Origin of the sequence: Streptomyces echinoruber, from assembly GCF_014651135.1 — a bacterium.
Classification (GTDB): Bacteria; Actinomycetota; Actinomycetes; order Streptomycetales; family Streptomycetaceae; genus Streptomyces; species Streptomyces echinoruber.
Genome location: NZ_BMWH01000022.1, coordinates 86,781 through 109,317 on the forward strand (window position 1 = coordinate 86,781; position 22,537 = coordinate 109,317).

Genomic DNA, 22,537 nt, shown 5'->3' on the forward strand with positions numbered 1-22,537 from the left:
TGCCGCGCAGAAACCACCCTTCTGGAGCCACCAGGCTGCGAAGCGGTTACGCTCAGGTCAGCAGGTACACAGCGCGCAGTGAGTGGACGTACCCGGTTCCGATGCCCGGAGCAGCATGGCAGCGCGGGGAAGGGCATGGGGCGACGGTACAGCAGTGAAGCAGCAACCACCGCAACCACGGTCGGCCGCCGGCAACCCCAAACGACCGCTTGACCGGCTTCCCAGACCTCAACGGTCGTTCTCCCGTAGTGCGCATCGAGGGAGCATTCGAGACGGCTCCGGATGAGTTCTGGGGCCGTCTCGGGGCCGTCAAAGGGCACTCAACGACGACCAACGCTGACAACCACCGACGGCTAAGTCGCAGGTCGCAGCGTTGGTCGATTGCGCGGCCGCAGGCCAGGGACCCGCCCCGGCACTTTTCGGCTACTACTCAGGTTGAACTCGTGGTGTCCGCAGGTCGTGACGGGTCGTGATCCCTGCGGTATGGCCTGGGCATGCGGTATGCGCAAGGGGGCGGACTGACCCCGGCTGGGCAGGCCAAGCGGGAGCGGCTGCGGTTGGCCGCGGCCGGGCGGTTCAAGAATGGTGAGCGGACGGCCGCGATCGCCCGGGAGTTGCGGGTGACGGAGCGGTCGGTGCGCAGGTGGCGGCGGGCGTGGGAGGCCGGGGGCGGGGAGGCGCTGCTCTCGGTGGGTCCGGTGTCGGCCGAGCGGCTGAGCGCGGAGCAGTTCGCGCGACTGGAGCGGGAGCCGGCGCGCGGGCCGCCGGCGCACGGCTGGTCGGAGGACTCGCAGGGCTGGACGCTCAAGCGGATCAAGCTGCTGATCGGGCGGATGTTCCACGTCGGCTGCACCGTGCAGGGCGTGTGGAAGCTCATGCGCCGGCACGGCTGGTCGGCGCAGGTCCCGGTGCGCCGGGCGCTGGAACGCGACGAAGAGCAGATCGAGGTGTGGAAGGAGGTGGTGTGGCCGCAGATAAAAGCACCGCGCTCGACCTGGGCGCCGCGGTCTGCTTCGAGGACGGGACCGGGCAGGGCATGAGGCCGCCGAAGGGCCGTACCGGGGCCCGGCGCGGGCAGCGGCCGACGGTGCGGGTGCGCGGCAGCAGTCGCGGCCGGGTCAGCCTGGCCGGCGTGCGGTGCTGCCGGCCCGGGCACCGCCCGCGGATGTTCTTCCGCCCGCACGTCCACCACGGCAGGCACCGCGAGCCGAAGACCTTCACCTGGCGCGAGTACCGCGACCTGATCGTCGACACCCACCAGCAACTCGGCACACCCCTGGTGTGGGTCTGGGACAACCTGAACGTCCACCTCCAGCAGGAGTGGTTCGACTTCGCCGCCGGGCACCAGGACTGGCTGCGGATCTTCCACCTGCCCAGCTACGCACCCGAACTCAACCCGGTCGAGCACCTGTGGTCGCTGCTCAAGCGCCACCTGGCCGACTTCGCCGCCGCCGACCTCGCCCACCTCACCCGCGCCATCAAGCGCAAGCTCAAGAAGATCCAGTACCGGCCCCACCTGATCGAAGGCTGCCTCGCCGGCACCGGGCTGATCATCGAACCGCCGACGGACACCACGAGTTCAACCTGAGTAGCGGCCACCGCCGAAGACCTGGGGAGGGCCCGCGGTCAGGCCGCCTGTACGGCCTCGCGGCCGGTGCGGAAGACGCGGGCCGTCTGGGCCACCCGGCGGCCGAGGTGCTCGGCCGTGGCCACGTCTGCCTTGTGGACGGCCTCGGCGCCCTCGTCGACGTTGGTCTGCGCGGCCGCGCCCGTGAAGAAGCCGAGGCGGTTGAGGTCGTTCTCGGAGGCGGTGCTGCTGTTCCAGCCGGGCAGCAGGCCGAGGTTGACCCAGTGCATGCCGAGCTGCGCGGCCAGGATCTGGAAGAACTGCAGGGTGTGCAGCTTGTCGCCGCTCTTGGAGCCGGAGTTGGTGAAGCCGGCCGCCAGCTTGTCCTTCCACGCCTGGGTGGCCCAGCGCGTGGAGGTGGCCTCGGCGAAGACGTGGAAGGCGCCGGAGGCGGTGCCCATGTAGGTCGGCGCGCCGAAGACGATCGCGTCGGACGCGTCCAGCGTCGCCCACTGCTCGTCGGTGATCTCGTCGACCTTGATCAGGTGCACCTCGGCCCCGGCCTCGGCGGCACCGGCGCGCACGGCCTCGGCGAGCACGGCGGTGTGGCCGTAGCCGGAGTGGTAGGCGATGGAGACGACAGGGGTGGTCACAGGGGACTCCTCGTTTCGACAGTTGAATCAACCAGTGAACTAACGAAAGGAAAGCACTAACTTCTGGTTAGTGCAACCTGCCGGTCAGCGCTGCCTGGGCGTACGCTGGTGTCATGAACAGCACGCCCCAGTCCACGGCGGAGCCGGCACCGCCCTACAACGTGTTCGCCAAGGCCTGCCCCTCGCGCGGCACGCTGGAGCACGTCACGGGCCGCTGGGGCGGGCTCACGCTCGGAGCGCTGTACGAGGGGTCGCTGCGCTTCAACGAGCTGCGCCGCCGGGTGGACGGCGTGAGCGAGAAGATGCTCTCCCAGACCCTGCACGCGCTGGAGCGCGACGGCCTGGTGCACCGCGAGGCCCAGCCGACCAATCCGCCCCGCGTGGACTACGAGCTCACGCCGCTCGGCCGCGAGGTGGCCGAGCGGCTGCTGGCCCTCATCGACTGCGTGGAGAGCCGCATGGACGAGATCCTGGCCGCCCGTGAGCGCTACGACAGCGCGCGCGGCGCGCGCTGACAGCGCGGGCAGAAGTAGCTGGAGCGGTTCATCCACGGGCGCCGCCGCATCGGGGTGGCGCAGCGCCGGCAGGGCAGCCCCTCACGGCCGTAGGCGTCCAGCGAGCGGTCGAAGTAGCCGGATTCGCCGTTGACGTTGACGTAGAGGCTGTCGAAGCTGGTGCCGCCGACGGCGAGGGCGGCGTTCATCACGTCCCGGACGTGGCCGAGGAGTTCGGCGGTGCGCGGGCGGGTGAGGGTCGCGGTGGGGCGCTCGTAGTGGATGCGGGCCCGCCACAGCGCCTCGTCGGCGTAGATGTTGCCGACGCCGCTGATCAGCGACTGGTCGAGCAGGGCCCGCTTGATGGTGGTGCGTCGGCGGCGCAGCGCCCGGTGGAAGGCCTCGTCGTCGAAGAGCGGGTCGAGCGGGTCGCGGGCGATGTGCGCGATGACGTCGGGCAGCCCGTCCGGGCCGGTGTCGTGCAGGGACAGGCCGCCGAAGGTGCGCTGGTCGACGAAGCGCAGTTCGGTGCCGAGCGCGTCGGCGAAGCGCACGCGGACGCGCAGGTGCTTCTCGTCGGGCGCGGCGTGCGGCTGCACCAGCAGCTGGCCGCTCATGCCGAGGTGCGCCAGGACCGCCTGGGAGGTGTCCGCCAGGGGCAGCCACAGGTACTTGCCGCGGCGGCTGGGCACGCCGACGCGGTGGCCCTTGAGGCGGTGCGCGAAGTCGTCGGCACCGGCGAGGTGGCGGCGTACCGCACGCGGGTGCAGCACCTCGACGTCGGCGACGGTCCGGTGGGCGACCCACCGCTCCAGGCCGCGCCGTACGACCTCGACCTCGGGCAACTCGGGCATCTCGCTCCCCCCGGACGGACCTGCGGCGACCCGGGCACGGGCCGCTGACGGGCCGAGCGCCCGCCCCCGGGGCGGGGCGGGCGCTCGGGTGGTGCTGGTGCGCGGCGGTGCGGCGCGCGGCGGTTCAGGCCGACGCCTGGCCGGCGTCGTCCCCGGCGGGCCCAGGCACGGCAGGCTCGGACGCGGCGGCCGCTTCCGCGCGACCGTCGGCCCGCGAAGTGCCGTCGGCCCGCGGAGTGCCGTCGGCCGACTGCTTCCCGGCGGCCTTCGCCTCGGCCTCGCGGACGGTCTCGGAGGCCTCCGCGGCGGCCTTGGCGCGCTCGTCCGCCGCGGCCCGGATGGACCGCCAGGCGGACTCGGCGGCCTGCTGCTCCGCCTCCTTCTTGCTGCGGCCGGTGCCGGTGCCGTACGAGACGCCTCCGACGCGGGCGGCAGCAGTGAAGGTCTTCTCGTGGTCGGGGCCGGTCTCCGTGACCAGGTACTCGGGCACGCCGAGCCCCTCGGTCGCGGTGAGCTCCTGGAGGGAGGTCTTCCAGTCCAGGCCGGCTCCGAGGTTCGAGGACTTCTCGATGAGCGGGTCGAACAGGCGGTGCACCAGTTCGGAGGCCGCTTCGAGGCCCTGGTCGAGATAGACCGCGCCGATCACCGCTTCGAGGGTGTCGGCGAGGATGGACGCCTTGTCCCGGCCGCCCGTGCCCTCTTCACCGCGGCCGAGCCGGATGAAGGAGCCCAGGTCGAGCGAGCGCCCCACCTCCGCCAGCGCACGCGAGTTGACCACCGCGGCCCGCAGCTTGGCCAGCTGGCCCTCGGGCAGGTCGGGGTGGGTGCGGTAGAGCGTGTCCGTGACGACCAGGCCGAGCACGGAGTCCCCGAGGAACTCCAGGCGCTCGTTGGTCGGCAGGCCGCCGTTCTCGTACGCGTAGGAGCGGTGGGTGAGCGCGCGTACCAGAAGGGCGGACTCGACCTTGTAGCCGAGCCGCCCTTCCAGGACCGTGTGGGACGAGGCCGTGTTGTCCGCCGAGCCGCCCCCGCTGGCGCGGGATGGTTTCCTGGGCGTGGACACAGTGCCTCTCACCAGCCGCTCAGACCTCGAGGACCTGGCGCTTGTTGTAGGTGCCGCACGACGGGCACGCGACGTGCTGCAGCTTCGGCTCGTGGCAGCGCTCGCACGCGACCAGGGTGGGGACCGCAGCCTTCCACTGCGACCGGCGGTGGCGCGTGTTGCTGCGCGACATCTTCCGCTTCGGAACAGCCACGGCTATTACTCCTGCTTCTCGTCGACGCCCGCTTCGGCGCCGCTCGTGTCGTCCTTGTCGCCGCTCTTGAGTGAACCGGCGAGTTCCTGCAAAGCCGCCCAACGGATGTCGACGGCGTCGTGGTGGTGGTCCGGGTCGTCCGCCAGCCGCGCCCCGCACTCGGAGCACAGGCCGGGGCAGTCTTCCCGGCACACCGGCTGCATCGGCAGTGCGAGCACCACCGCATCGCGCAGCACGGGCTCGAGGTCGAACAGGCCGTCCTCGAGGAAGAGCCTGTCCTCGTCGTCCTCGGCGTCGTCGCCGGGCTCCGCGTGGGCGCGGCCCCGGTCGTCGGCGTCAGGGTACGAGAACAGCTCCTGGAAGTCCGCTTCGAGGTCGAACCCGAGCGGCTCCAGACACCTTACGCACTCCCCCTCGGCCCGCGCACGGGCGGTGCCCGTGACGAGCACCCCCTCCATGACCGACTCGAGGCGGAGTTCGAGTGCGACCGGCGCGCCCTCCGGCACGCCGACGACTCCTCCGATCCCGAGGTCCGCGGGAGCCTCGACCGTGCGGGTCAGGCGCTGCAGCGCGCCGGGCCGCCGACCCAGCTCGTGCGTGTCGAACACGAGGGGGTTGCGGTGGTCGAGGCGGGCGTTGGGAGCCATTCCTGCTTTCGGTCTTCTGAGCTCAGAGGGACGCCGCCCCGCGGTGTTCCCGGGCAGCGTTGATCGCGGACGTATGCGCGACCGAACAGCCAGGATACTGGACCTTCCGCGTACGGCCCAATCCGCTGCCCGTCGGGCGCACGCGATCCGCGCCCACGGGTCGCCCGCGGTCTCTCGCGGGTCTTCCGCGGATCTCCCGCGGCGCCTCCGCGGTTCTCCCGCGGTCCGTCTACAGCCCGCCCCGGCCCTGTTCGTAGGCGCGCAGCTGCTCGGCGCTGATCATGCTGGTGTCGAACAGGCTGGTCTCGTCGAGGGCGTAGTCCTGCCGGCCGGGCTGCGGCTGGGACTGGGCCTGGGCCTGGGCCTGGTGCGGGTCGTAGGACGCCTGCTGCTGGTCGTAGCCCTGGAAGGGGGCGCCTGACGCCGGGGCGTAGCCGGGGGCGGAGGAGTAGGGGTCGGCCTGGCCGGGCTGCTGGTAGCCGTACGGGTCCGGCTGGGCGTACTGCTGCGGGTAGCCGGCGTACGGGTCGGGCTGCTGCTGGTAGGCGGCGTAGGCCGGCTGCTGCTGCTCGTACTCCGGCTGCTGGACCTGCTGGGGCAGCTGGGGTTGCTGCTGCGGCGGTTCGGCCGGGGTGCCGGCCAGGGCGGCCAGGTCGGCGAGGTAGTCGGCGTCGCTGGTGTGCTGGACGGTGGTGGTGTCGTCGGCGAGGGCGCCGAGGTCGTCGGTGGCGATGCGGCCGTGCAGCTTCTGGCGGCCGCGGCCGACGGCCTCCAGGGTCTTGGCGAGGACGGCCTCGAAGGCGGCGAGCTTGGCGTCGACGTAGGCGTCGGCGTTGGCGCGCAGGGTCTCCGGGTCGTGGCTGCGCTCGGGGGCGTCCTCGTCCTCGTAGCCGTTCTCGTCGACGCCGGGGCCGGTGCCCAGCAGCTTCTCGCGGCCGCGGCCGACGGAGCCGAGGGTCTTGGTGAGGACGACCTCGAAGTTGGCCAGCTTGGAGTCGACGTAGTCGTCGGCCTCGGCGCGGATCTCCTCGGCCTCCCGGCGGGCCTCGGCGAGGATGCGGTCGGCCTCGGCCTGGGAACGGCGGGCGATCTCGGTGTCGGAGATCAGGGAGTCGCGCTCGGCGTGGGCCTGCCGGACGATGCGCTCGGCCTCGCGGCGGGCCTCCTCGACCATCTGCTCGCGGTCGCCGATCAGCTCCTGGGCCTGCGCGAGGGACCCGGGCAGGGCCTGGCGCACCTCCTCGAGCATCGCGAGCAGTTCCGCGCGGTTGACCACGCACGACGCCGACATGGGCATGGACCGGGCGCCGGAGACCGTCGCCACGATCTCGTCGAGCTTCTTCTGGACGTCCACCGTGTGCTCGCCACTCTCTACAGCTGGTGTGTTGGAGACGGACGGGACGACTGTACGGCCCCGGGGCGTCTGCCGGACACCGGGTGACGGTCCGTCAGCCGCACGGGGTGCGGGTCAGTCCGCGCGGAGCTTGGCGGTGAGGGCCTCCAGGACGGCCGGCGGCACCAGGTGGGAGACGTCGCCGCCCCAGGCCGCCACCTCCTTGACCAGGGAAGAGGACAGGAAGCTGTAGGTGGGGTTGGTGGGCACGAAGAGGGTCTCGACGCCGGAGAGGCCGTTGTTCATCTGGGCCATCTGCAGCTCGTAGTCGAAGTCGCTGACCGCGCGCAGGCCCTTGACGATGGCGGGGATGTCGCGCTGCTTGCAGAAGTCGACGAGGAGGCCGTGGAAGGACTCCACGCGGACGTTCTCGTACTCGGCGGTGACCCGGCGGATCAGGTCGATCCGCTCCTCGATGTCGAACAGGCCCTTCTTGGACTTGTTGATCATCACCGCGACGTAGACCTCGTCGTAGAGTCTGGACGCGCGGGCGATGATGTCGAGGTGTCCGTTGGTGATCGGGTCGAACGACCCGGGACAGACGGCACGGCGCACTTGAGGTCCCTCGCTCTCCGGTCCGGTCATCGTGCGTCTTCGCACGTAGAGGCGGCGCGACCGTACCAAAACGTTCCCTCGCCGTAGCGACGGGACCGGATCGCCTCGAAGCCCTGCGGCCACGGGAAGTCCCCGCCTCTGGTGCTCCGCTCCACGGTGACCAGCGCGTCCGGCGCGAGCCACCCTTCGCGGCGGAGTGTGAGCAGAATCTCGCGAAGATCGTCGTCCGGTACGGCGTACGGCGGGTCGAGGAAGACCAGGTCGTAGGGCTCCTTCGGCGGCGCGGCCCGGACGACCTGCTCCGCCCTGCCCGCCCTGACCTCGGCGCCGGGCAGGCCGAGGGCCCGCACGTTGGCGCGCAGGGTGCGTACGGCGCGGGCGTCGGCCTCCACCAGGAGGGTGTGGCCGGCACCGCGCGACAGCGCCTCCAGGCCGACGGCGCCGGAGCCGGCGTACAGGTCGAGGACCCGCTCGCCGTCCAGGGGGCCGCCGAGCAGGGACTGCCAGGTGGAGAACAGGCCCTCGCGCGCCCGGTCGGAGGTGGGGCGGGTGCCGGTGCCCGGCGGGACGGCCAGGCGGCGTCCGCCGGCCCGTCCGGCGATCACGCGGGTCATGTGGTCGGTTCCTCGTCCCTCGTCGTCCTCGGTGGGGTGACGCCCCCAGTCTCTCAGCCGGCCCGGCGGCGGCACCCGCTCCCCCGTCCCTCCTTCTCCCCTGCCTTCTTTTTCAGGTGGCGCGCCCGTTTTTCAAGTGGCGCACCCGTTGATGGCGCGCCCGTTCATCCCTTCTCCAGGTAGCGCTCCCGCTCCTCGTCCAGCAGCGCGTCCAGGGCCGTGCGCAGGCCGGGCAGGCGGGTGAGGTCCGGGTCGGCGGCCACCACCGCGGTGGCCTCCGCGCGGGCCTCGGCGATGATCTCCTCGTCCTCGATGACGGCCAGGACGCGCAGGCTGGAGCGGGTGCCGGACTGGGCCTGGCCGAGGACGTCGCCCTCGCGGCGCTGTTCGAGGTCGATGCGGGACAGCTCGAAGCCGTCCAGGGTGGCGGCGACCGCGTCGAGGCGCTGCCGGGCGGGGCTCGCCTCGGGCATCTCGGTGACCAGCAGGCACAGTCCGGGGGCCGAACCGCGCCCGACGCGTCCGCGCAGCTGGTGGAGCTGGGAGACGCCGAAGCGGTCGGCGTCCATGATGACCATGACCGTGGCGTTGGGGACGTTGACGCCGACCTCGATGACCGTGGTGGCCACCAGGACGTCGGTCTCGCCGGCGGCGAAGCGGCGCATGACCGCGTCCTTGTCGTCGGGCTGCATCCGGCCGTGCAGCACCTCCACCCGCAGGCCGCCGAGCGGGCCGCGGGCGAGTTGCTCGGCGACGTCGAGGACGGCGAGCGGCGGGCGTTTCTCGGCCTCGTCCTCGGCCGGTTTCCGCTGCGCGTTCTTCGCGGCTCCCGCGTCCTCCTCGTCGCCGATGCGGGGGCAGACCACGTACGCCTGGTGGCCGTTGGCCACCTCCTCGCGCACCCGCTCCCAGGCGCGCGCCAGGAAGTGCGGCTTGTCGGCGGCCGGGACGACGTGACTGGCGATGGGCGAGCGCCCGGCGGGCAGCTGGTCCAGGACGGAGGTCTCCAGGTCGCCGAAGACGGTCATCGCGACCGTGCGCGGGATGGGCGTGGCCGTCATGACGAGCAGGTGCGGGGGCTGTTTGCCCTTGCCGCGCAGGGCGTCGCGCTGCTCGACGCCGAAGCGGTGCTGCTCGTCGACGACGACCAGGCCGAGGTCGTGGAACTGCACCTTGTCCTCGATGAGGGCGTGGGTGCCGATGACGATGCCGGCCTCGCCGGTGGCCAGGTCGAGCAGGGCCTGGCGGCGGGCGGCGGCGCCCATGGAGCCGGTGAGCAGCACCACCTTGGTGGCGTGCTCGGCGCCGCCCAGCATTCCCCCCTCGGCCAGTTCGCCCATCATCTCGGTGATCGAGCGGTGGTGCTGCTGGGCGAGGACCTCGGTGGGGGCGAGCATCGCGGCCTGGCCGCCGGCGTCGACGACGGCGAGCATCGCGCGCAGCGCGACCAGGGTCTTGCCGCTGCCGACCTCGCCCTGCAGGAGGCGGTGCATGGGGTGTTCGTCGGCGAGGTCGGCGAAGATCTCCGCGCAGACCTTGCGCTGGCCCTCGGTGAGGGTGAAGGGCAGGCGGTCGTCGAAGGCGGCGAGGATGCCGTCGGGGCGGGGCCGGCGGGGCACGGCGGGCAGTTGGGCGTCGGCGAGGCGGCGGCGGGCCAGGGCGACCTGGAGGACGAAGGCCTCGTCCCACTTCAGGCGGTTGCGGGCCTGGACGATGTCCGCCTTGGTGTGCGGGCGGTGGATCTTCAGCAGCGCCTCGGGCAGCGGGAGCAGGCCCCGGCCCTCCCGCAGGGAGGGCGGCAGGGGGTCGGTGGCCTCCCGGGCGCTGGGCAGCACCGTCTGGACCGCCTTGCTGATCTTCCAGGACTCCAGTTTGGCGGTGGCCGGGTAGATGGGGATGAGGGCCCCGGCCCAGGACTCGACGCTCTCCTCCTCGTCGCCGCGCAGCAACTCGTAGGCGGGGTGGGCGAGTTGCAGGCGGCGGTTGAAGACGGAGACCTTGCCCGCGAACATCGCGCGGGTGCCCGGCAGGAGTTCCTTGTGCGGCTTGTGCACGCCGTTGCCGAAGAAGACGAGCTGCAGGCGGCCGCTGCCGTCGGTGATGGTGACCTCCAGGCGCTGCCCCTTGCCGCGCGGCGCCCGGGGCGAGGCGAAGGTGTGCAGGCGGGCGTCGGCGACCTGGGCGACCACCGTGACGTGCTCGTCCATGGGCAGGTCGGCGAGGTGGGTGAGCTGGCCGCGCTCCTCGTAGCGGCGCGGGTAGTGGTGGAGGAGGTCGCCGACGGTGTGCAGGCCGAGGTGCTCGGCCATCACCTTCGCCGTGGCGGGGCCGAGCACCGACTTCAGCGGTTGTTCCAGTGGTTCTCGCAGTGCGGGCACGCGATCCATTGCACACCACGCCACTGACAGCGCGGCCACCCCGCCGCGCCGGTCCCGCGGGGCCCGCCGGCGCCGCCGGTGCGCCGGGCGGGCGCCGGCCCGGCGCGGGACTTGCCGTAAACCTGCCGGAAACCCCTGGTCAGGCCGGTCGTTCGGGCTCTAGGATGGCGCGCTCCGGCCCTGCTTCGCGGTCACCGCCTCACACGGGACCGCCCGACCCCGCGCCGTCGCGAAGTCCCCCCACCGGCGCTGTGACGATGGACTTCCAGACCTCTCAGAGTTCCCAGAGTTCACACGACCCCCAGAAACCACACGACCCCCGGAGTCCGGAGGAACCCCGGGACCCACACGACCCCCGGAGTCCGGAGGACCCCAGGAACCCACACGGCGCCCGGGATTCCCGGCCCTCCCGGGAGACCCCGCCGCCTCACACCTTCCAGGTCGACCTGCGCGGTCTGGTGGACCTGCTCTCGCACCACCTCTACTCCAGCCCCAGGGTCTACCTGCGCGAGCTGCTGCAGAACGCCGTGGACGCCATCACCGCCCGGCGCGCCGAGCAGCCCGGCGCCCCGGCCCGGGTGCGGCTGTCGGCCGACGGGTCCGCGCTGCGCGTGGAGGACTCCGGCATCGGACTGACCGAGGCGGACGTGCACGACCTGCTGGCGACCATCGGCCGCAGCTCCAAGCGGGCCGAGGGGCTGCAGGAGGCCCGCTCCGGGTTCCTCGGGCAGTTCGGCATCGGCCTGCTGGCCTGCTTCGTGGTCGCCGAGCGGATCCGGGTGGTCAGCCGCAGCGCCCGGGTGCCGGACGCCCGGCCGGTGGAGTGGACGGCCCGCGACGACGGCTCCTACTCCGTGCGGACGCTGCCGGACGAGGCCCGGCCCGAACCGGGCACCACCGTGCACCTGCAGGCGCGGCCCGGCGCCGGCGAGTGGCTCACCCACGACCGGGTGCTCGCCCTGGCGCGGGACTTCGGCACGCTGCTGCCGTACGACGTGCGGGTGGGCGAGGAGCCGGTCACCGACCTGCCGGCGCCGTGGGACCGGACGTACCCCTCCCCCGCCGCCCGCCGGGTGGCCCTGGCCCGGCACTGCCAGGAGCTGTTCGGCTTCGCCCCGCTGGACTCGATCGACCTGGACGTGCCGGTGGCCGGGATCCGCGGGGTGGCGTACGTGCTGCCGTCGGCGGTCAGCCCGGCGCAGCGCGCGGGGCACCGCGTGCACCTGAAGGGCATGCTGCTGACCGAGCGGGCCGAAGGGCTGCTGCCGGACTGGGCGTTCTTCGTGCGCTGCGTGCTGGACACCGACAGCCTGCGGCCCACGGCCTCCCGCGAGGCGCTCTACGAGGACGAGCGGCTGGCGGCCGTACGGGAGGCGCTCGGCGAGCGGATCCGCTCCTGGCTGACCCGGCTGGCGGCCGGGGACCCGGAACGGCTGGCGGCCTTCCTCGCCGTGCACCACCTGGGCGTGAAGTCCCTCGCCCGGCACGATCCGGAGATGCTGCGCACGATGCTGCCGTGGCTGCCGTTCGAGACCACCGACGGGCGGCTGTCGCTGGAGGAGTTCGCGCAGCGGCACCCGGTGGTGCACTTCACGCGGACGGTCGAGGAGTACCGGCAGGTCGCCCCGATCGCCTCCGCGCAGGGCATCGGGGTCGTCAACGGCGGCTACACGTACGACGGGGAGCTGGTCGAGGCGCTGCCGCGGGTGCGGCCGGGCACCACCGTCGCCGAGCTGGACGCGGAGACCGTCACCGCCCACCTGGACGCCGTCGACCCGGCCGAGGAGCTGGCCCTGTCGGGCTTCCTGGCGGCCGCGCGGGCCGCGCTGGACCCGCTGGGCTGCGACGTCGTGCTGCGCGCCTTCCACCCGCTGTCGGTTCCCGCGCTGCTCCTGGACGACCGGGAGGCGCGGCACGAACAAGCCCGCGCCGAGGCCGAGGAGCAGGCCGACGCGCTGTGGGCGGACATCCTGGGCTCGCTGCGCGGCAGCGCCCCGCGGGCGCGCCTGGTCCTCAACCACCTCAACCCGCTGGTGCGCAGGATCGGTTCGCTCGACGATCCGGAACTCGTCGGCACGGCCACCGAGTCGCTGTACGGGCAGGCGCTGCTGATGGCGCAGCGGCCGCTGCGGCCCCAGGACACCGCGCTGCTCAACCGCGCCTTCATCGGCCTGCTGGAGTGGGCCACCCACCGCGACACCGGCCACCCGGGGGAGGACCGGCGATGAGCGAGATCACGGACTTCGAGGCGCTGCGCCACGCGATGGCGGAGAACTCCGAGCAGCCGGAGGGCCCCGCCCGCAACGCGCGCGCGGAACAGCTGCTCGCCGAGGCCGAGCGGCTGGGCATCCCGCTCGCGGTGATCGAGGCGCTCGGACACCTGCTGAAGGTCTACAACTACAGCTCCGAGAAGGACAAGATGTTCGTCCCGTTCGCGCGGCTGCTGCGCATGTGGGACGAACGCCCCGAGGACTTCGACGAGTACGAGGCCCACTCGCTGCACTGGGTGTTCAAGTGGATGTCGTCCGGCATGCTGGAGCAGCCGCACATCCCGCTGGCCTCCATCGAGAAGTGGCTCGCCGAGATGGAGCGCCGCTACCGGCTCGCCGGCTACTCCGAACGGGCCGTGCGCGGCTGCGAGTTCCAGGTCGCCGCGCACATCGGGGACATACCGCGCGCGGAGCGGGCGTACGCCGCGTGGCTGGCCGCCGAGCGGGACCGGATGGCCGACTGCCACGCGTGCGAGCTGCAGGCGCAGGGCTGGTGGCAGGCGGTGCGCGGCCGGGACGCCAAGGCGCTGGAGCTGTGGCGGCCGGTCCTGGACGGTGCGTACGCCTGCGCCCACGAGCCGCACACCACGCTCGCCTCCTCGCTGCTGCCGCTGCTGCGGCTGGGCCGCCCGGACGAGGCCCGCGCCCACCACCTGCGCGGCCTGCGGCTGGTGCGGCCGATGGAGAGCATGCGCGACGCCTACGCCGACCACGTGGAGTTCTGCGCCCTGACCGGCAACGAGGCGCGCGGCCTGGAGCTGCTGGCGGAGCGCCCCGCCTACTTCACCGACGACGGCGACCCGCGCAGCAAGCTGGACTTCCTGGCCGTGGTGGCCCTGCTCATGGACCGGCTGACCGGACTCGGCCTGGGCGAGCGGCCGGTGCCCGGACCGGCCGGGCGGTCGTGGACCGCGCGGGAACTCGCCGAGCACGCGCGCGGACAGGCCCTGGAGCTGGCGGCCCGGTTCGACCGCCGCAACGGCACCCCGTACGTCGGCGAGCGCATCCGCGCGCGCATGGCGCGGCGCCCGCTGGTGGAGCGGCTGCCGCTCGGGGTGCGCACGGCACGGCCGGCGGCCCCCCGCCCGGCGACCGCGGCACCGGCCGCGCCCGCCGCCGCGCCCGCCGCCGCGCCGGCGGCTTCCGGCGAGCCGGACCTGGCCGCGCTGCTCGCCGAGGCACGGCGGCTGTCGGACACGCTGCAGCCGCACGCCGTCGAGGCGTGGGCGGCCGTGGCGCGGGCCGCCGGCGACACGGAGCTGGACGCGCGCACACGCGCGGAGATCGCCGACCACGAGGCGATGGGCCGGGGCCCGGAGGGCGCGGCGCTGTTCGAGCGCGCCGCCGAGCTGTACGCGCAGGCGGGCGATCCCGGTGAGGCGCTGGCGGCACGCGCGCGTGCGGCCTACGTGCGGGCCCTGGCGGGCGACACCGAGGAGGCGCTCGCCGCGGTCGGCGACCTCTACGAGAGGGTGCTCGCCCTGTACGCCGAGGACGGCACCGGGGTGCGGCAGGCGGCGTCCGTGCTGATGAGCCGGGCGCGGATCCTGATGCGCCCGCTGCACGAGGCCGACGGGCCGGTGCCGCCCGAGGTGCGGGCCGCGGCGGAGGCGGCCGCGCGGGAGGTGCTGGCACTCGTCGAAGGGCACGCCGAGGGCGACGTGCGGCTGGCGGTGCGGGCCGCGGAGGCGCGGGCGATGCTCGCCGAGGCCGCGGTGCACACCGGGGAGCTCGAGGAGGCGGCGCGGCTGTTCGCGCGGGCGGCGCGGGAGTTCGTCGACGCGGGCGTGCCGTGGTTCGCCGTCGAGTACGAGGCGCGGCTGGCCGGGCTCGCCCACCACCTCGGCGACACCGCCGGGGCCGAGCGGGCACTGCGGGCGGCCCTGGAGCACGGCGGGCCGCACCTGGAGCCCCCCGGACGGGCGCAGCTCCACCTGCAGCTCGCGGAGGTCCTGGGCGGCCGGGGAGACGCCGAGGAGGCCGCCGAGCACGCCCTGCAGGCCACGCACTGGGCCGACGAGGCCGGCGAGGGCCGCACGCTGGGCGCCTGGGCGCGGCAGCACCTGGGCGGGCTGCTGGTGCGGCAGGGGCGGTGGGCGGAGGCGGCCGAGGTGCTGGAGTCGGCGCTGCCCGACATCACCGCCGAGACGCACGGCGAGGGCGCGGTGGTGCAGACCCTGTGGCGGCTCGGCGACTGCCTGAGCGAACTCGGGGAGCACCGCGCGGCGGCCGAACGGCGGCTGCAGGCCGCGGAGATCGCCCGGCACTGGCCCGAGCAGGACGACCACGCCACCCTCGCCCACCTGGCCGCCGAGTCGCTCGGGAACGCGGACCTGCCCGACGAGGCGGACCGGGCGTACGCGCGCGCCGGCGAGCTGTGGCGCGCGCTGGGCCGGGTGCCCGGCCTGGTCCGTTCCCTGCGCGCCCGCGCGTGGCTCGCGCTGCGCGGCACGTCGGGCGCGGACGCGGCGCGGGAGCTGATGGCGCGGGCGCTGCGCGAGTGCGAGGCGGCGCTGGCCGCCGCCGCGCCGCCCGACGACGCCGACGAGGCCGCCGCCCGGTTCCGGCTGGTGGCAGAACTCGGCAACACCCACCGGCAGTTCGGCGACCTGCTGGCCCGCTCGGTCGCCGAGGGCGCCGAGGACGCCGCCATCCGGGCGGTGTTCGAGGAGGCGCTGGCGCAGACGGAGCGGGCGGTGGCCGTGTTCGCCTCGCTCGGCGCGGACGGCCTGCACAGCCGCACCGGTGCCGAACTCGCCGCCGGCTGGCTGGAGGCCGACCTGGGCCGCCCGGCTGCGGCCCGGGCACGCGCGCGTGCGGTGCTCGACGCGTACGCCGACGCCGCAGACGCCGGGGACGCCGTCGACGCCGAGACGGTCCGGGCGCGGCGGGCGGAGGCCGAGCAGCTGCTGCGGCTGCCCCAGGAGGAGCCCGCGAGCCCCGCGCCGAAGAGCGCGACGGGCTGAGGCGGCCCGGGGCGCCCCCGGCTCTCGGGGGCGCCCCGGGCCTCGGGGGCGCCCGGCCCTTGGGAACGCCCGACCCTCAAGGGCACCCGGCCCTTGGGAACGCCCGACCCTCAAGGGCACCCGGCCCTTGGGAACGCCCGGCCCTCAAAAAACCCAAGCCCCGGGAACGTCCCGGCCTCCGGGAGCCCCCGGTCCCCGGGAACGCCCCGGCCCTCGGAGGCACCCGGCCCCTGGGAGCGCCCGGCGCCTACTCGACCCCGATGAGCAGCAGTGCCCCCTGCCGTCCGCCCCGGTAGACCACGGTGTCGACGGCGAGGTAGGCCTCGCGGACGCGGGCCTGGAGGCGGTCGGCGACGGAGGCGGGGGCCCCGTCGCCCAGGACCAGGGTGACCAGCTCGCCGCCGGCCGCCAGCATGCGGTCCAGGACGGTCTGGGCGGTGGCCGTGACGTCGGAGCCGATCACCGCCACGTCCCCGTCGATCAGCCCGAGGACGTCGCCGGCCTGGCAGATGCCGGCCGTGGTCCACGCCTGGCGCTCGGCGACGGTCACCTCGGCGTAGCGGGTGGCGCCGGCCGCGGAGGTCATGGCGACGACGTCCTCGTCGAAGCGGCGCTCCGGCTCGTGCACGGCGAGGGCGGCGATGCCCTGGACCGCGGAGCGCGTCGGGATGAGGGCGACGCGGACGCCCTCGGCGCGGGCCTGGTCGGCGGCGGCGGCCGCGGTGGGGCGCAGCTCGGCGTCGTTGGGCAGCAGCACCACCTCGCGCGCGTGCGCCCGCCGTACCGCCTCCAGCAGCTCCCCGCTGGCGGGCGGCTCCTCCGGGCGGGCCAGCACCGTGGTCGCGCCGGCCTCCAGGTACAGGCGGGCCAGCCCCTCGCCGGGGACGACGGCCACCACCGCCCGCTGGACGCGTTCCCGGGGTGGCCGCTCCCCGCGCGCGGTGTGCACGTCGCCGGCGCCGAAGTGGGTGATCCGGATGCGGTACGGCCGCCCGGCCTCGACGCCCGCCTCCACGGCGGCGCCCGCGTCGTCGACGTGCACGTGCACGTTCCACAGCCCGTCGCCGCCGACCACGACCAGCGACTCCCCGAGCGCGTCGAGCCGCTCGCGCAGCCGCGCCACGGCCGCGTCCTCCGCCTCCAGCAGGTAGACCACCTCGAACGCGGGCCCGCCGTCCTCGCCGTCGGCGCCGTCGGCGCACGGCGACGGCGCGACGGCCGCGCGCGCGTGCGGCGCGGGATCGGCGGCCGCCCGCTCGCGGCCGGGCGCCGCCTCCTGCGGCCACTCCCCCGTGAACGTCTCCACCAGCGCGGCGAGCACCGTCACCAGGCCCCGTCCGCCCGCGTCGACCACCCCGGCGCGCTCCAGGACGGCGAGCTGGGCCGGAGTCGCCTCGAGGGCGGTGCGCGCTCCCTCGTAGGCCGCGCGCGCCACGGTCCCGCAGTCGCCCTCGGCCGCGGCGGCGGCGTCCGCGGCGGCCGCGGCGACCGTCAGCACCGTGCCCTCCACCGGGTGCGCCACGGCCTGCCGGGCCGAGTCGGCCGCGCGCCGCAGCGCGAGCCGCAGGCCGCGCCCGTCGGCGTGGCGCTCCTCACCTCCGGCGGCGAGCACCTGGACCATGCCGCGCAGCAGCTGGGCGAGGATCGTGCCGGAGTTCCCGCGCGCCCCGATGAGCGCCCCGTGGGCCATCGCCCGGGCCGCCTCCGCCAGCGTCGGCCCGCCGGCCCCCCGCTCGGGGTCGCTGCCGGGGCCGCTGGAGCCGTCGAAACTGCCGGGGCTGCCGGGGCTGCCGGGACTGTCGGAGCTGTCGGTGTCGCCGTCCGCCCCGGCGCCCGCCCGGTGCGCCGCGAACACCGCCTCCACCGCCGCCGCGGCCGACTCCACGGTCAGGTACAGGTTCGTCCCGGTGTCCCCGTCGGCCACGGGATAGACGTTGATGGCGTCGATCTCCTCGCGCGCCCGCCCCAGTGCCCGGAGCGCGAGCCCGCACCAGGTGCGCACCGCGAGAGCGTCGAAGCAGGTCTGCGGCACCTGCGGCACCTGCGCCTCCTTGAGCTGCTGGACTGGGACGCAGCGTAGACCCCGGGCCGGCGTCCGCCGGAACAGGGCGGTGGGCGGGCCGGGGAGCCGCCATGGTAGTTTCGTTGTACGGGCGCAGCCGAGGTATGCTGCTCCGGTTGCCCGACCCTGATCGGGCCGCTCGCCTGGCAGCGCCACTCAGATCCCGAGCTTAGGATCCTGATCCCGGCATGCCGGGATCAACCGTAAGTGAACCTGAAGTCTTTGGAGTAACCACCGTGGCTGCCAACTGCGACGTCTGCGGCAAGGGGCCGGGCTTCGGCAACAACATCTCCCACTCGCACCGCCGTACGTCCCGCCGCTGGAACCCGAACATCCAGCGCGTCCGTACCGTGGTCGGCGGGACGCCGAAGCGCGTGAACGCCTGCACCTCGTGCATCAAGGCCGGCAAGGTCTCGCGCTGACGCACAGCTTGCACAGCTAAGCGCGCGGCCACCGCTGGTTCGCTGCACAGAGCCGGTCCACCCCGGGTGGGCCGGCTTTTTGCCGTGCCCGCACGCCGCGCGGCCTGCCGCCGTCCGCGCGGCCCGCCGCCGTCCGGGCGGCGGCGCCGAACAGCCCACCGGGGCCGCCGGCACCGGCACCTTCCGCACCCTCCGTACCTTCCGGTCCCACCCACCGCACCTTCCGGTTCCGGGCCGACCGCGCGACCACTACTCCGCTACTCCGCCGGGCCGCGGCGCAGGGCCCAGGCGTGGTCCACCGGCCCGATCCCCCCGCCCAGCGCGAAACCGGCCGCGATCGCCCCGGTGACGTACTCCTTGGCCGCCGCGACCGCCTCCGGCACGGAGCGTCCCCGCGCCAGGCCGCACGCGACGGCCGAGGCGAGGGTGCAGCCCGTGCCGTGGGTGTGCCGGTTGTCGTACCGGGGCGCGCGCAGCCAGTGCTCCTCGGAGCCGTCCGTCAGCAGGTCCACCGCCTGCTCCCCGCCCGCGCGCCCGGTCAGGTGCCCGCCCTTGACCAGCACCCAGCGCGGCCCGTACTCCAGCACGGCCGCGGCCGCGCGCCGCAGGTCGTCCTCCGACTCGACGCGCACGCCGGTGAGTTGCGCCACCTCGTCGAGGTTCGGGGTGGCGACGGTGGCGACCGGCAGCAGCCTGGTGCGGACCGCGTCGAGCGCGGAGGCGGCCAGCAGCGGGTCGCCGTGCTTGGAGACGCCCACCGGGTCGACGACGGCCGGCGCGTCGGTACCGGCGAGCAACTCGGCGACCGTCTCGACGAGTTCGGCCGAGGCGAGCATGCCGGTCTTCACGGCCTGCACCCCGATGTCGTCGACGACGCTGCGGTACTGGGCGCGCACCGCCGCCGCGGGCAGCTCCCAGGCGCCCTGCACGCCGAGGGAGTTCTGCGCGGTGACGGCCGTGACCACGCTCATGCCGTGCACGCCGAGGGCGAGCATCGTCTTCAGGTCGGCCTGGATCCCGGCCCCGCCGCCGGAGTCGGACCCGGCCACGGTCAGCACCCTCGGCGGCGTCACGACTCGATGCCTCCGAGGTGGTCGCCCCCGAAGTGGTCCCAGCCGCCCTTGCTGGTCCAGGGGGCCCCGTCGACCGTGACCTGGGGCAGGGCGGAGGGGTTGAGCACCTCGCCGATGACCTTCCAGCGGGCGGGCAGTTTCACGTCCGGCGGGAAGGTCGCGACGATGGCGTGGTCCTCGCCCCCGGTGAGCACCCACTGCAGGGGGTCCACGCCGACAGCCTGTCCGATGTCGTTCATCTGCGAGGGGATGTCGATGGCGCCGGAGCGGATGTCGATGCGCACCTTGCTGGCCTCGGCGATGTGCCCCAGATCGGCGATGAGCCCGTCGCTGACGTCGCACATCGCGGTCGCGCCGAGCGCGGCGGCCGCGGGACCGGCGTGGTACGGCGGCTCGGGGCGGCGGTGGGCCTCGACGAAGGCGCGCGGCGAGCGGAAGCCGCGGGAGAGCACCGCGTACCCGGCGGCCGACCAGCCCAGCCAGCCGGTGACGGCGACGATGTCCCCGGGCTGCGCGCCCGCGCGGGTCACCGGTTCGTGGTTGCGCAGGTCGCCCAGGGCGGTGATCGACACCGTGATCGTGTCGCCGCGCACCACGTCCCCGCCGACCACGGCCGCGCCCGCGACCTGGCACTCGTCGCGCAGTCCGTCCATCAGCTCGGTGGGCCAGGTGACCGGGAGCTCGGCGGGCACGACCAGGCCGAGGAGCAGGGCGGTCGGCACGGCACCCATGGCGGCGATGTCGGCGAGGTTCTGCGCGGCCGCCTTGCGGCCCACGTCGTACGCGGTGGACCAGTCGCGGCGGAAGTGCCGGCCCTCGACGAGGATGTCGGTGCTCGCCACCACCCGGCGATCGGGCGCGGCCACCACCGCGGCGTCGTCGCCGGGGCCGACCCGGACCGCCGGGGTGGTGGTGAGACGGGAGGTGAGCTCCCTGATGAGCCCGAACTCCCCGAGTTCACCGACAGTGCCCTTCATTGCCCTTTCGCCCCTTCTGTACCTGCATGTTCCCGGTCGCGCGTCCCCGCCGCTCTCGTTACGGTCGAGATGACCCCCCGCCCCTCGCGGGTCTCCCCGCGGCGAGCGGCGACGCGATACCGTGGCGTTCCTTTTCCCCACATGATCCTCGTGGCCGCCCTGGAGGTTCCGTGGTACAGGCGTACATCCTGATCCAGACGGAGGTCGGCAAGGCGTCGACCGTCGCCGAGACGATCGGCAAGATCCCTGGGGTGATCCAGGCCGAGGACGTGACCGGGCCGTACGACGTCATCGTGCGCGCCCAGGCCGACACCGTCGACGACCTGGGCCGCATGGTGGTCGCCAAGGTCCAGCAAGTGGACGGCATCACGCGCACCCTGACCTGCCCCGTCGTCCATCTGTAGTCCCCGTCTACCCTTGGCCGGTGAACTCTTCGCGTCACCGGTCACCCGGCCTGCCCGCGCTCGTCCTGCTGCTCGCCCTCGCGGGCTGCTCCTCGGCAGACGACGGCGCCCGCGTCGCGGTTCCCACCCCCGACGCACAGGTCACCCAGTTGTGCCGGAACCTGGACACGGCGCTGCCGCGGAAGGTCGCCGGCCTGAGCCGCAGGGACCCCAAGCCCGCCTCCGCGCTGACGGCGGGCTGGGGGAGCCCGGCGATCATACTGCGCTGCGGTGTCGCACGGCCGCCGAAGATGGTCGACCCCGAGGTGGCCGAGGGCCACGACCCGGACGTCATCAGCGGCGAGGTGAACGGCGTGGACTGGCTGATGGAGAAGCAGGACGACGGCTCCTACCGCTTCACCACCGCGCTGCGCCGCGCCTACGTGCAGGTCACCGTGGCGAAGACACACGCACGGGACAACTCGGCGGTGCTGGTGGACCTGGCGCCGGCCATCAGGAGGGCGATCCCCGAGGGGATCGCCGGCTAGGCAGCCGCCGGCCGGGCACCCGCCGGGAGCGCGGGGCCGACCGGATCGCCGCGGAAGTGCGGGCCGTGTGCCGGCCGCGGACCGTGTGCCGGCCACGCATCGCATGTCGGCCCTGGACCGCGTGCCGGCCGCGGACCGGCCGTGGCCGCCCGCGCGGTTCCCCGTGCCCCGCGCGGTTCCCCGTACCCGGCGCGGGTCGGCGGTCAGCGCAGCCCGGTCGGGCGGCGCAGCGCCGCCTGGATCAGGCGGTCCACCAGCTCGGGGTAGCCGACGCCGCTCGCCTGCCACATCTGCGGGTACATCGAGATCGGCGTGAAGCCGGGCATGGTGTTGATCTCGTTGATGACGAACTCGCCGTCCTCGGTGAGGAAGAAGTCCGCGCGCACCAGCCCCTCGCAGGAGGCCGCCTCGAACGCCTCGACGGCCAGCCGCCGCACCTCGGCGGTCTGCTCCTCGGTGAGCGGGGCCGGGACGATGCCGGGCGTGGAGTCGATGTACTTGGCCTCGAAGTCGTAGTACGCGTGGTCCTCGGGGGCCGGGATCTCGGCGGGCACCGAGGCGCGCGGGCCGTCCTCGAACTCCAGGACGCCGCACTCGATCTCGCGGCCGCGCACCGCGGCCTCCACGAGGATCTTCGGGTCGTGGCGCTGGGCCTGCGCGATGGCCTCCTCCAGGCCGGAGAGGTCGTCGACCTTGGTGATGCCGATGGAGGAGCCCGCGCGCGCGGGCTTCACGAACAGCGGCCAGCCGTGCTCGCCGGCGAAGTCGACGATCCTCTTGCGGGCGGCGGCCGGATCCCGCTGCCACTCGCGCGGCCGGATCACCATGTACGGGCCGACCTTCAGGCCGAAGGAGGCGAGGACGCGCTTCATGTACTCCTTGTCCTGGCCGACGGCCGAGGAGAGGACGCCGGAGCCCACGTACGGCACCCCCGACAGCTCCAGCAGGCCCTGCAGGGTGCCGTCCTCGCCGTAGGGGCCGTGCAGCACCGGGAAGACGACGTCGACCTCGCCGAGGGCCTTGGGCACCGAGCCGGGCTCGCTGTAGACGACCTCGCGGCTGGTCGGGTCGGCGGAGAGCACCACGCCGCCCTCGCGGGACTCGGCGAGCTCCTCCACGCTGGGCGTGCGGCGGTCGGTGATCGCCATGCGCTCCGGGGCGTCGGCGGTCAGCGCCCAGCGGCCCTCCGGCGTGATGCCGATCGGCAGGACTTCGTACTTCGTCCGGTCGATGGCCCGCAGCACCGCGCCGGCGGTGACGACGGAGATGCCGTGCTCGGAGCTGCGGCCGCCGAACACGACGGCCACGCGCGGCTTGCGGGCCGGCCGGCCGGGGCTCTGGGGGAGGTTCTCGGTGCTCATATCGCGATGAGAGTACCCGCCCGCGCAGTCCGCGTCAGCGTTCGACAGGCGGACACGGATGCGA

At 74.2% G+C, this 22,537-nt stretch carries 20 protein-coding genes; 7 read left to right on the forward strand and 13 right to left on the reverse strand.

All coding sequences use genetic code 11. The features are described from left to right. The first annotated feature begins 494 nt into the window (after positions 1 to 494). Positions 495 to 1,588 (forward strand): IS630 family transposase gene (locus tag IE225_RS34250; RefSeq protein WP_444545069.1). Its coding sequence is split into 2 segments (ribosomal slippage): positions 495 to 956 and positions 959 to 1,588, totalling 1,092 coding nucleotides; the frame shifts between segments, so codons are not numbered across the junction. 38 nt (positions 1,589 to 1,626) lie between these two features. Here the strand turns inward: IE225_RS34250 and IE225_RS23380 are convergent. After that, entirely contained in the window at positions 1,627 to 2,220 is a 594-nt protein-coding gene (locus IE225_RS23380; RefSeq protein ID WP_190059564.1) for a flavodoxin family protein, read from the reverse strand. Positions 2,221 to 2,333: 113 nt separating this feature from the next. Here IE225_RS23380 and IE225_RS23385 point away from each other — a divergent pair, with 113 nt between their 5' ends. Continuing rightward, a complete protein-coding gene (locus tag IE225_RS23385) occupies positions 2,334 to 2,735 on the forward strand; it encodes a winged helix-turn-helix transcriptional regulator (protein WP_190059565.1) in 402 nt (133 codons plus the stop codon). On the opposite strand, the gene mutM is transcribed toward IE225_RS23385, so the two are convergent. From mutM to recG, 8 genes are all read right to left on the reverse strand, one after another. Then, positions 2,708 to 3,568, reverse strand: a complete 861-nt coding sequence (gene mutM / locus IE225_RS23390) for a bifunctional DNA-formamidopyrimidine glycosylase/DNA-(apurinic or apyrimidinic site) lyase (protein ID WP_190059566.1) — start codon at positions 3,566 to 3,568, stop codon at positions 2,708 to 2,710. The two genes, IE225_RS23385 and mutM, sit on opposite strands and share 28 nt — an antisense overlap. 124 nt (positions 3,569 to 3,692) lie before the next feature. Further along, positions 3,693 to 4,631 (reverse strand): ribonuclease III, encoded by a 939-nt coding sequence (rnc, locus tag IE225_RS23395; RefSeq protein WP_190059602.1) that lies wholly within the window; start codon positions 4,629 to 4,631, stop codon positions 3,693 to 3,695. A 19-nt stretch (positions 4,632 to 4,650) separates the two neighbouring features. Then, positions 4,651 to 4,824, reverse strand: coding sequence for a 50S ribosomal protein L32 (rpmF, locus tag IE225_RS23400; protein ID WP_190059567.1), 174 nt, complete (start codon positions 4,822 to 4,824; stop codon positions 4,651 to 4,653). Between the two features lie 5 nt (positions 4,825 to 4,829). Then, on the reverse strand, positions 4,830 to 5,471 hold the full coding sequence (locus IE225_RS23405) for a YceD family protein (RefSeq protein WP_190059568.1): 642 nt from the start codon (positions 5,469 to 5,471) through the stop codon (positions 4,830 to 4,832). A gap of 229 nt (positions 5,472 to 5,700) precedes the next feature. Continuing rightward, a complete protein-coding gene (locus IE225_RS23410) occupies positions 5,701 to 6,825 on the reverse strand; it encodes a F0F1 ATP synthase subunit B (protein WP_190059569.1) in 1,125 nt (374 codons plus the stop codon). A 114-nt stretch (positions 6,826 to 6,939) separates the two neighbouring features. Beyond that, entirely contained in the window at positions 6,940 to 7,419 is a 480-nt protein-coding gene (coaD, locus tag IE225_RS23415) for a pantetheine-phosphate adenylyltransferase (RefSeq protein WP_190059603.1), read from the reverse strand. 26 nt (positions 7,420 to 7,445) lie between these two features. After that, entirely contained in the window at positions 7,446 to 8,033 is a 588-nt protein-coding gene (gene rsmD / locus IE225_RS23420; RefSeq protein ID WP_190059570.1) for a 16S rRNA (guanine(966)-N(2))-methyltransferase RsmD, read from the reverse strand. Positions 8,034 to 8,197: 164 nt separating this feature from the next. Beyond that, positions 8,198 to 10,420: an ATP-dependent DNA helicase RecG gene (gene recG, locus IE225_RS23425; protein ID WP_190059571.1), complete on the reverse strand. Its 2,223-nt coding sequence runs from the start codon at positions 10,418 to 10,420 to the stop codon at positions 8,198 to 8,200. A 449-nt stretch (positions 10,421 to 10,869) separates the two neighbouring features. Between recG and IE225_RS23430 the strand changes: the two genes are divergently transcribed. Beyond that, on the forward strand, positions 10,870 to 12,639 hold the full coding sequence (locus tag IE225_RS23430; protein WP_373303262.1) for an HSP90 family protein: 1,770 nt from the start codon (positions 10,870 to 10,872) through the stop codon (positions 12,637 to 12,639). Continuing rightward, entirely contained in the window at positions 12,636 to 15,647 is a 3,012-nt protein-coding gene (locus tag IE225_RS23435) for a tetratricopeptide repeat protein (protein ID WP_190059573.1), read from the forward strand. Before IE225_RS23430 ends, IE225_RS23435 begins: the two co-directional genes overlap by 4 nt. A 247-nt stretch (positions 15,648 to 15,894) precedes the next feature. Here the strand turns inward: IE225_RS23435 and fakA are convergent, their stop codons facing one another. Continuing rightward, on the reverse strand, positions 15,895 to 17,688 hold the full coding sequence (gene fakA, locus IE225_RS23440; RefSeq protein ID WP_190059574.1) for a DAK2 domain-containing protein: 1,794 nt from the start codon (positions 17,686 to 17,688) through the stop codon (positions 15,895 to 15,897). 257 nt (positions 17,689 to 17,945) lie between these two features. Here fakA and rpmB point away from each other — a divergent pair, with 257 nt between their 5' ends. After that, a complete protein-coding gene (gene rpmB / locus IE225_RS23445; RefSeq protein ID WP_003993230.1) occupies positions 17,946 to 18,131 on the forward strand; it encodes a 50S ribosomal protein L28 in 186 nt (61 codons plus the stop codon). A 257-nt stretch (positions 18,132 to 18,388) separates the two neighbouring features. Here the strand turns inward: rpmB and thiD are convergent, their stop codons facing one another. Next, positions 18,389 to 19,204: a bifunctional hydroxymethylpyrimidine kinase/phosphomethylpyrimidine kinase gene (gene thiD, locus IE225_RS23450; protein ID WP_190059575.1), complete on the reverse strand. Its 816-nt coding sequence runs from the start codon at positions 19,202 to 19,204 to the stop codon at positions 18,389 to 18,391. Then, positions 19,201 to 20,181, reverse strand: coding sequence for a thiamine-phosphate kinase (locus tag IE225_RS23455; RefSeq protein ID WP_190059576.1), 981 nt, complete (start codon positions 20,179 to 20,181; stop codon positions 19,201 to 19,203). The genes thiD and IE225_RS23455 overlap by 4 nt, the downstream gene beginning before the upstream one ends. 170 nt (positions 20,182 to 20,351) lie before the next feature. Between IE225_RS23455 and IE225_RS23460 the strand changes: the two genes are divergently transcribed. Beyond that, positions 20,352 to 20,585, forward strand: coding sequence for an Lrp/AsnC family transcriptional regulator (locus IE225_RS23460; protein WP_029384521.1), 234 nt, complete (start codon positions 20,352 to 20,354; stop codon positions 20,583 to 20,585). Between the two features lie 20 nt (positions 20,586 to 20,605). Next, a complete protein-coding gene (locus tag IE225_RS23465) occupies positions 20,606 to 21,112 on the forward strand; it encodes a DUF3515 domain-containing protein (protein WP_190059577.1) in 507 nt (168 codons plus the stop codon). A gap of 203 nt (positions 21,113 to 21,315) precedes the next feature. Here the strand turns inward: IE225_RS23465 and IE225_RS23470 are convergent, their stop codons facing one another. Then, complete coding sequence (locus tag IE225_RS23470) at positions 21,316 to 22,473, reverse strand: D-alanine--D-alanine ligase family protein (RefSeq protein ID WP_190059578.1); 1,158 nt, start codon at positions 22,471 to 22,473, stop codon at positions 21,316 to 21,318. Positions 22,474 to 22,537 lie beyond the last annotated feature (64 nt).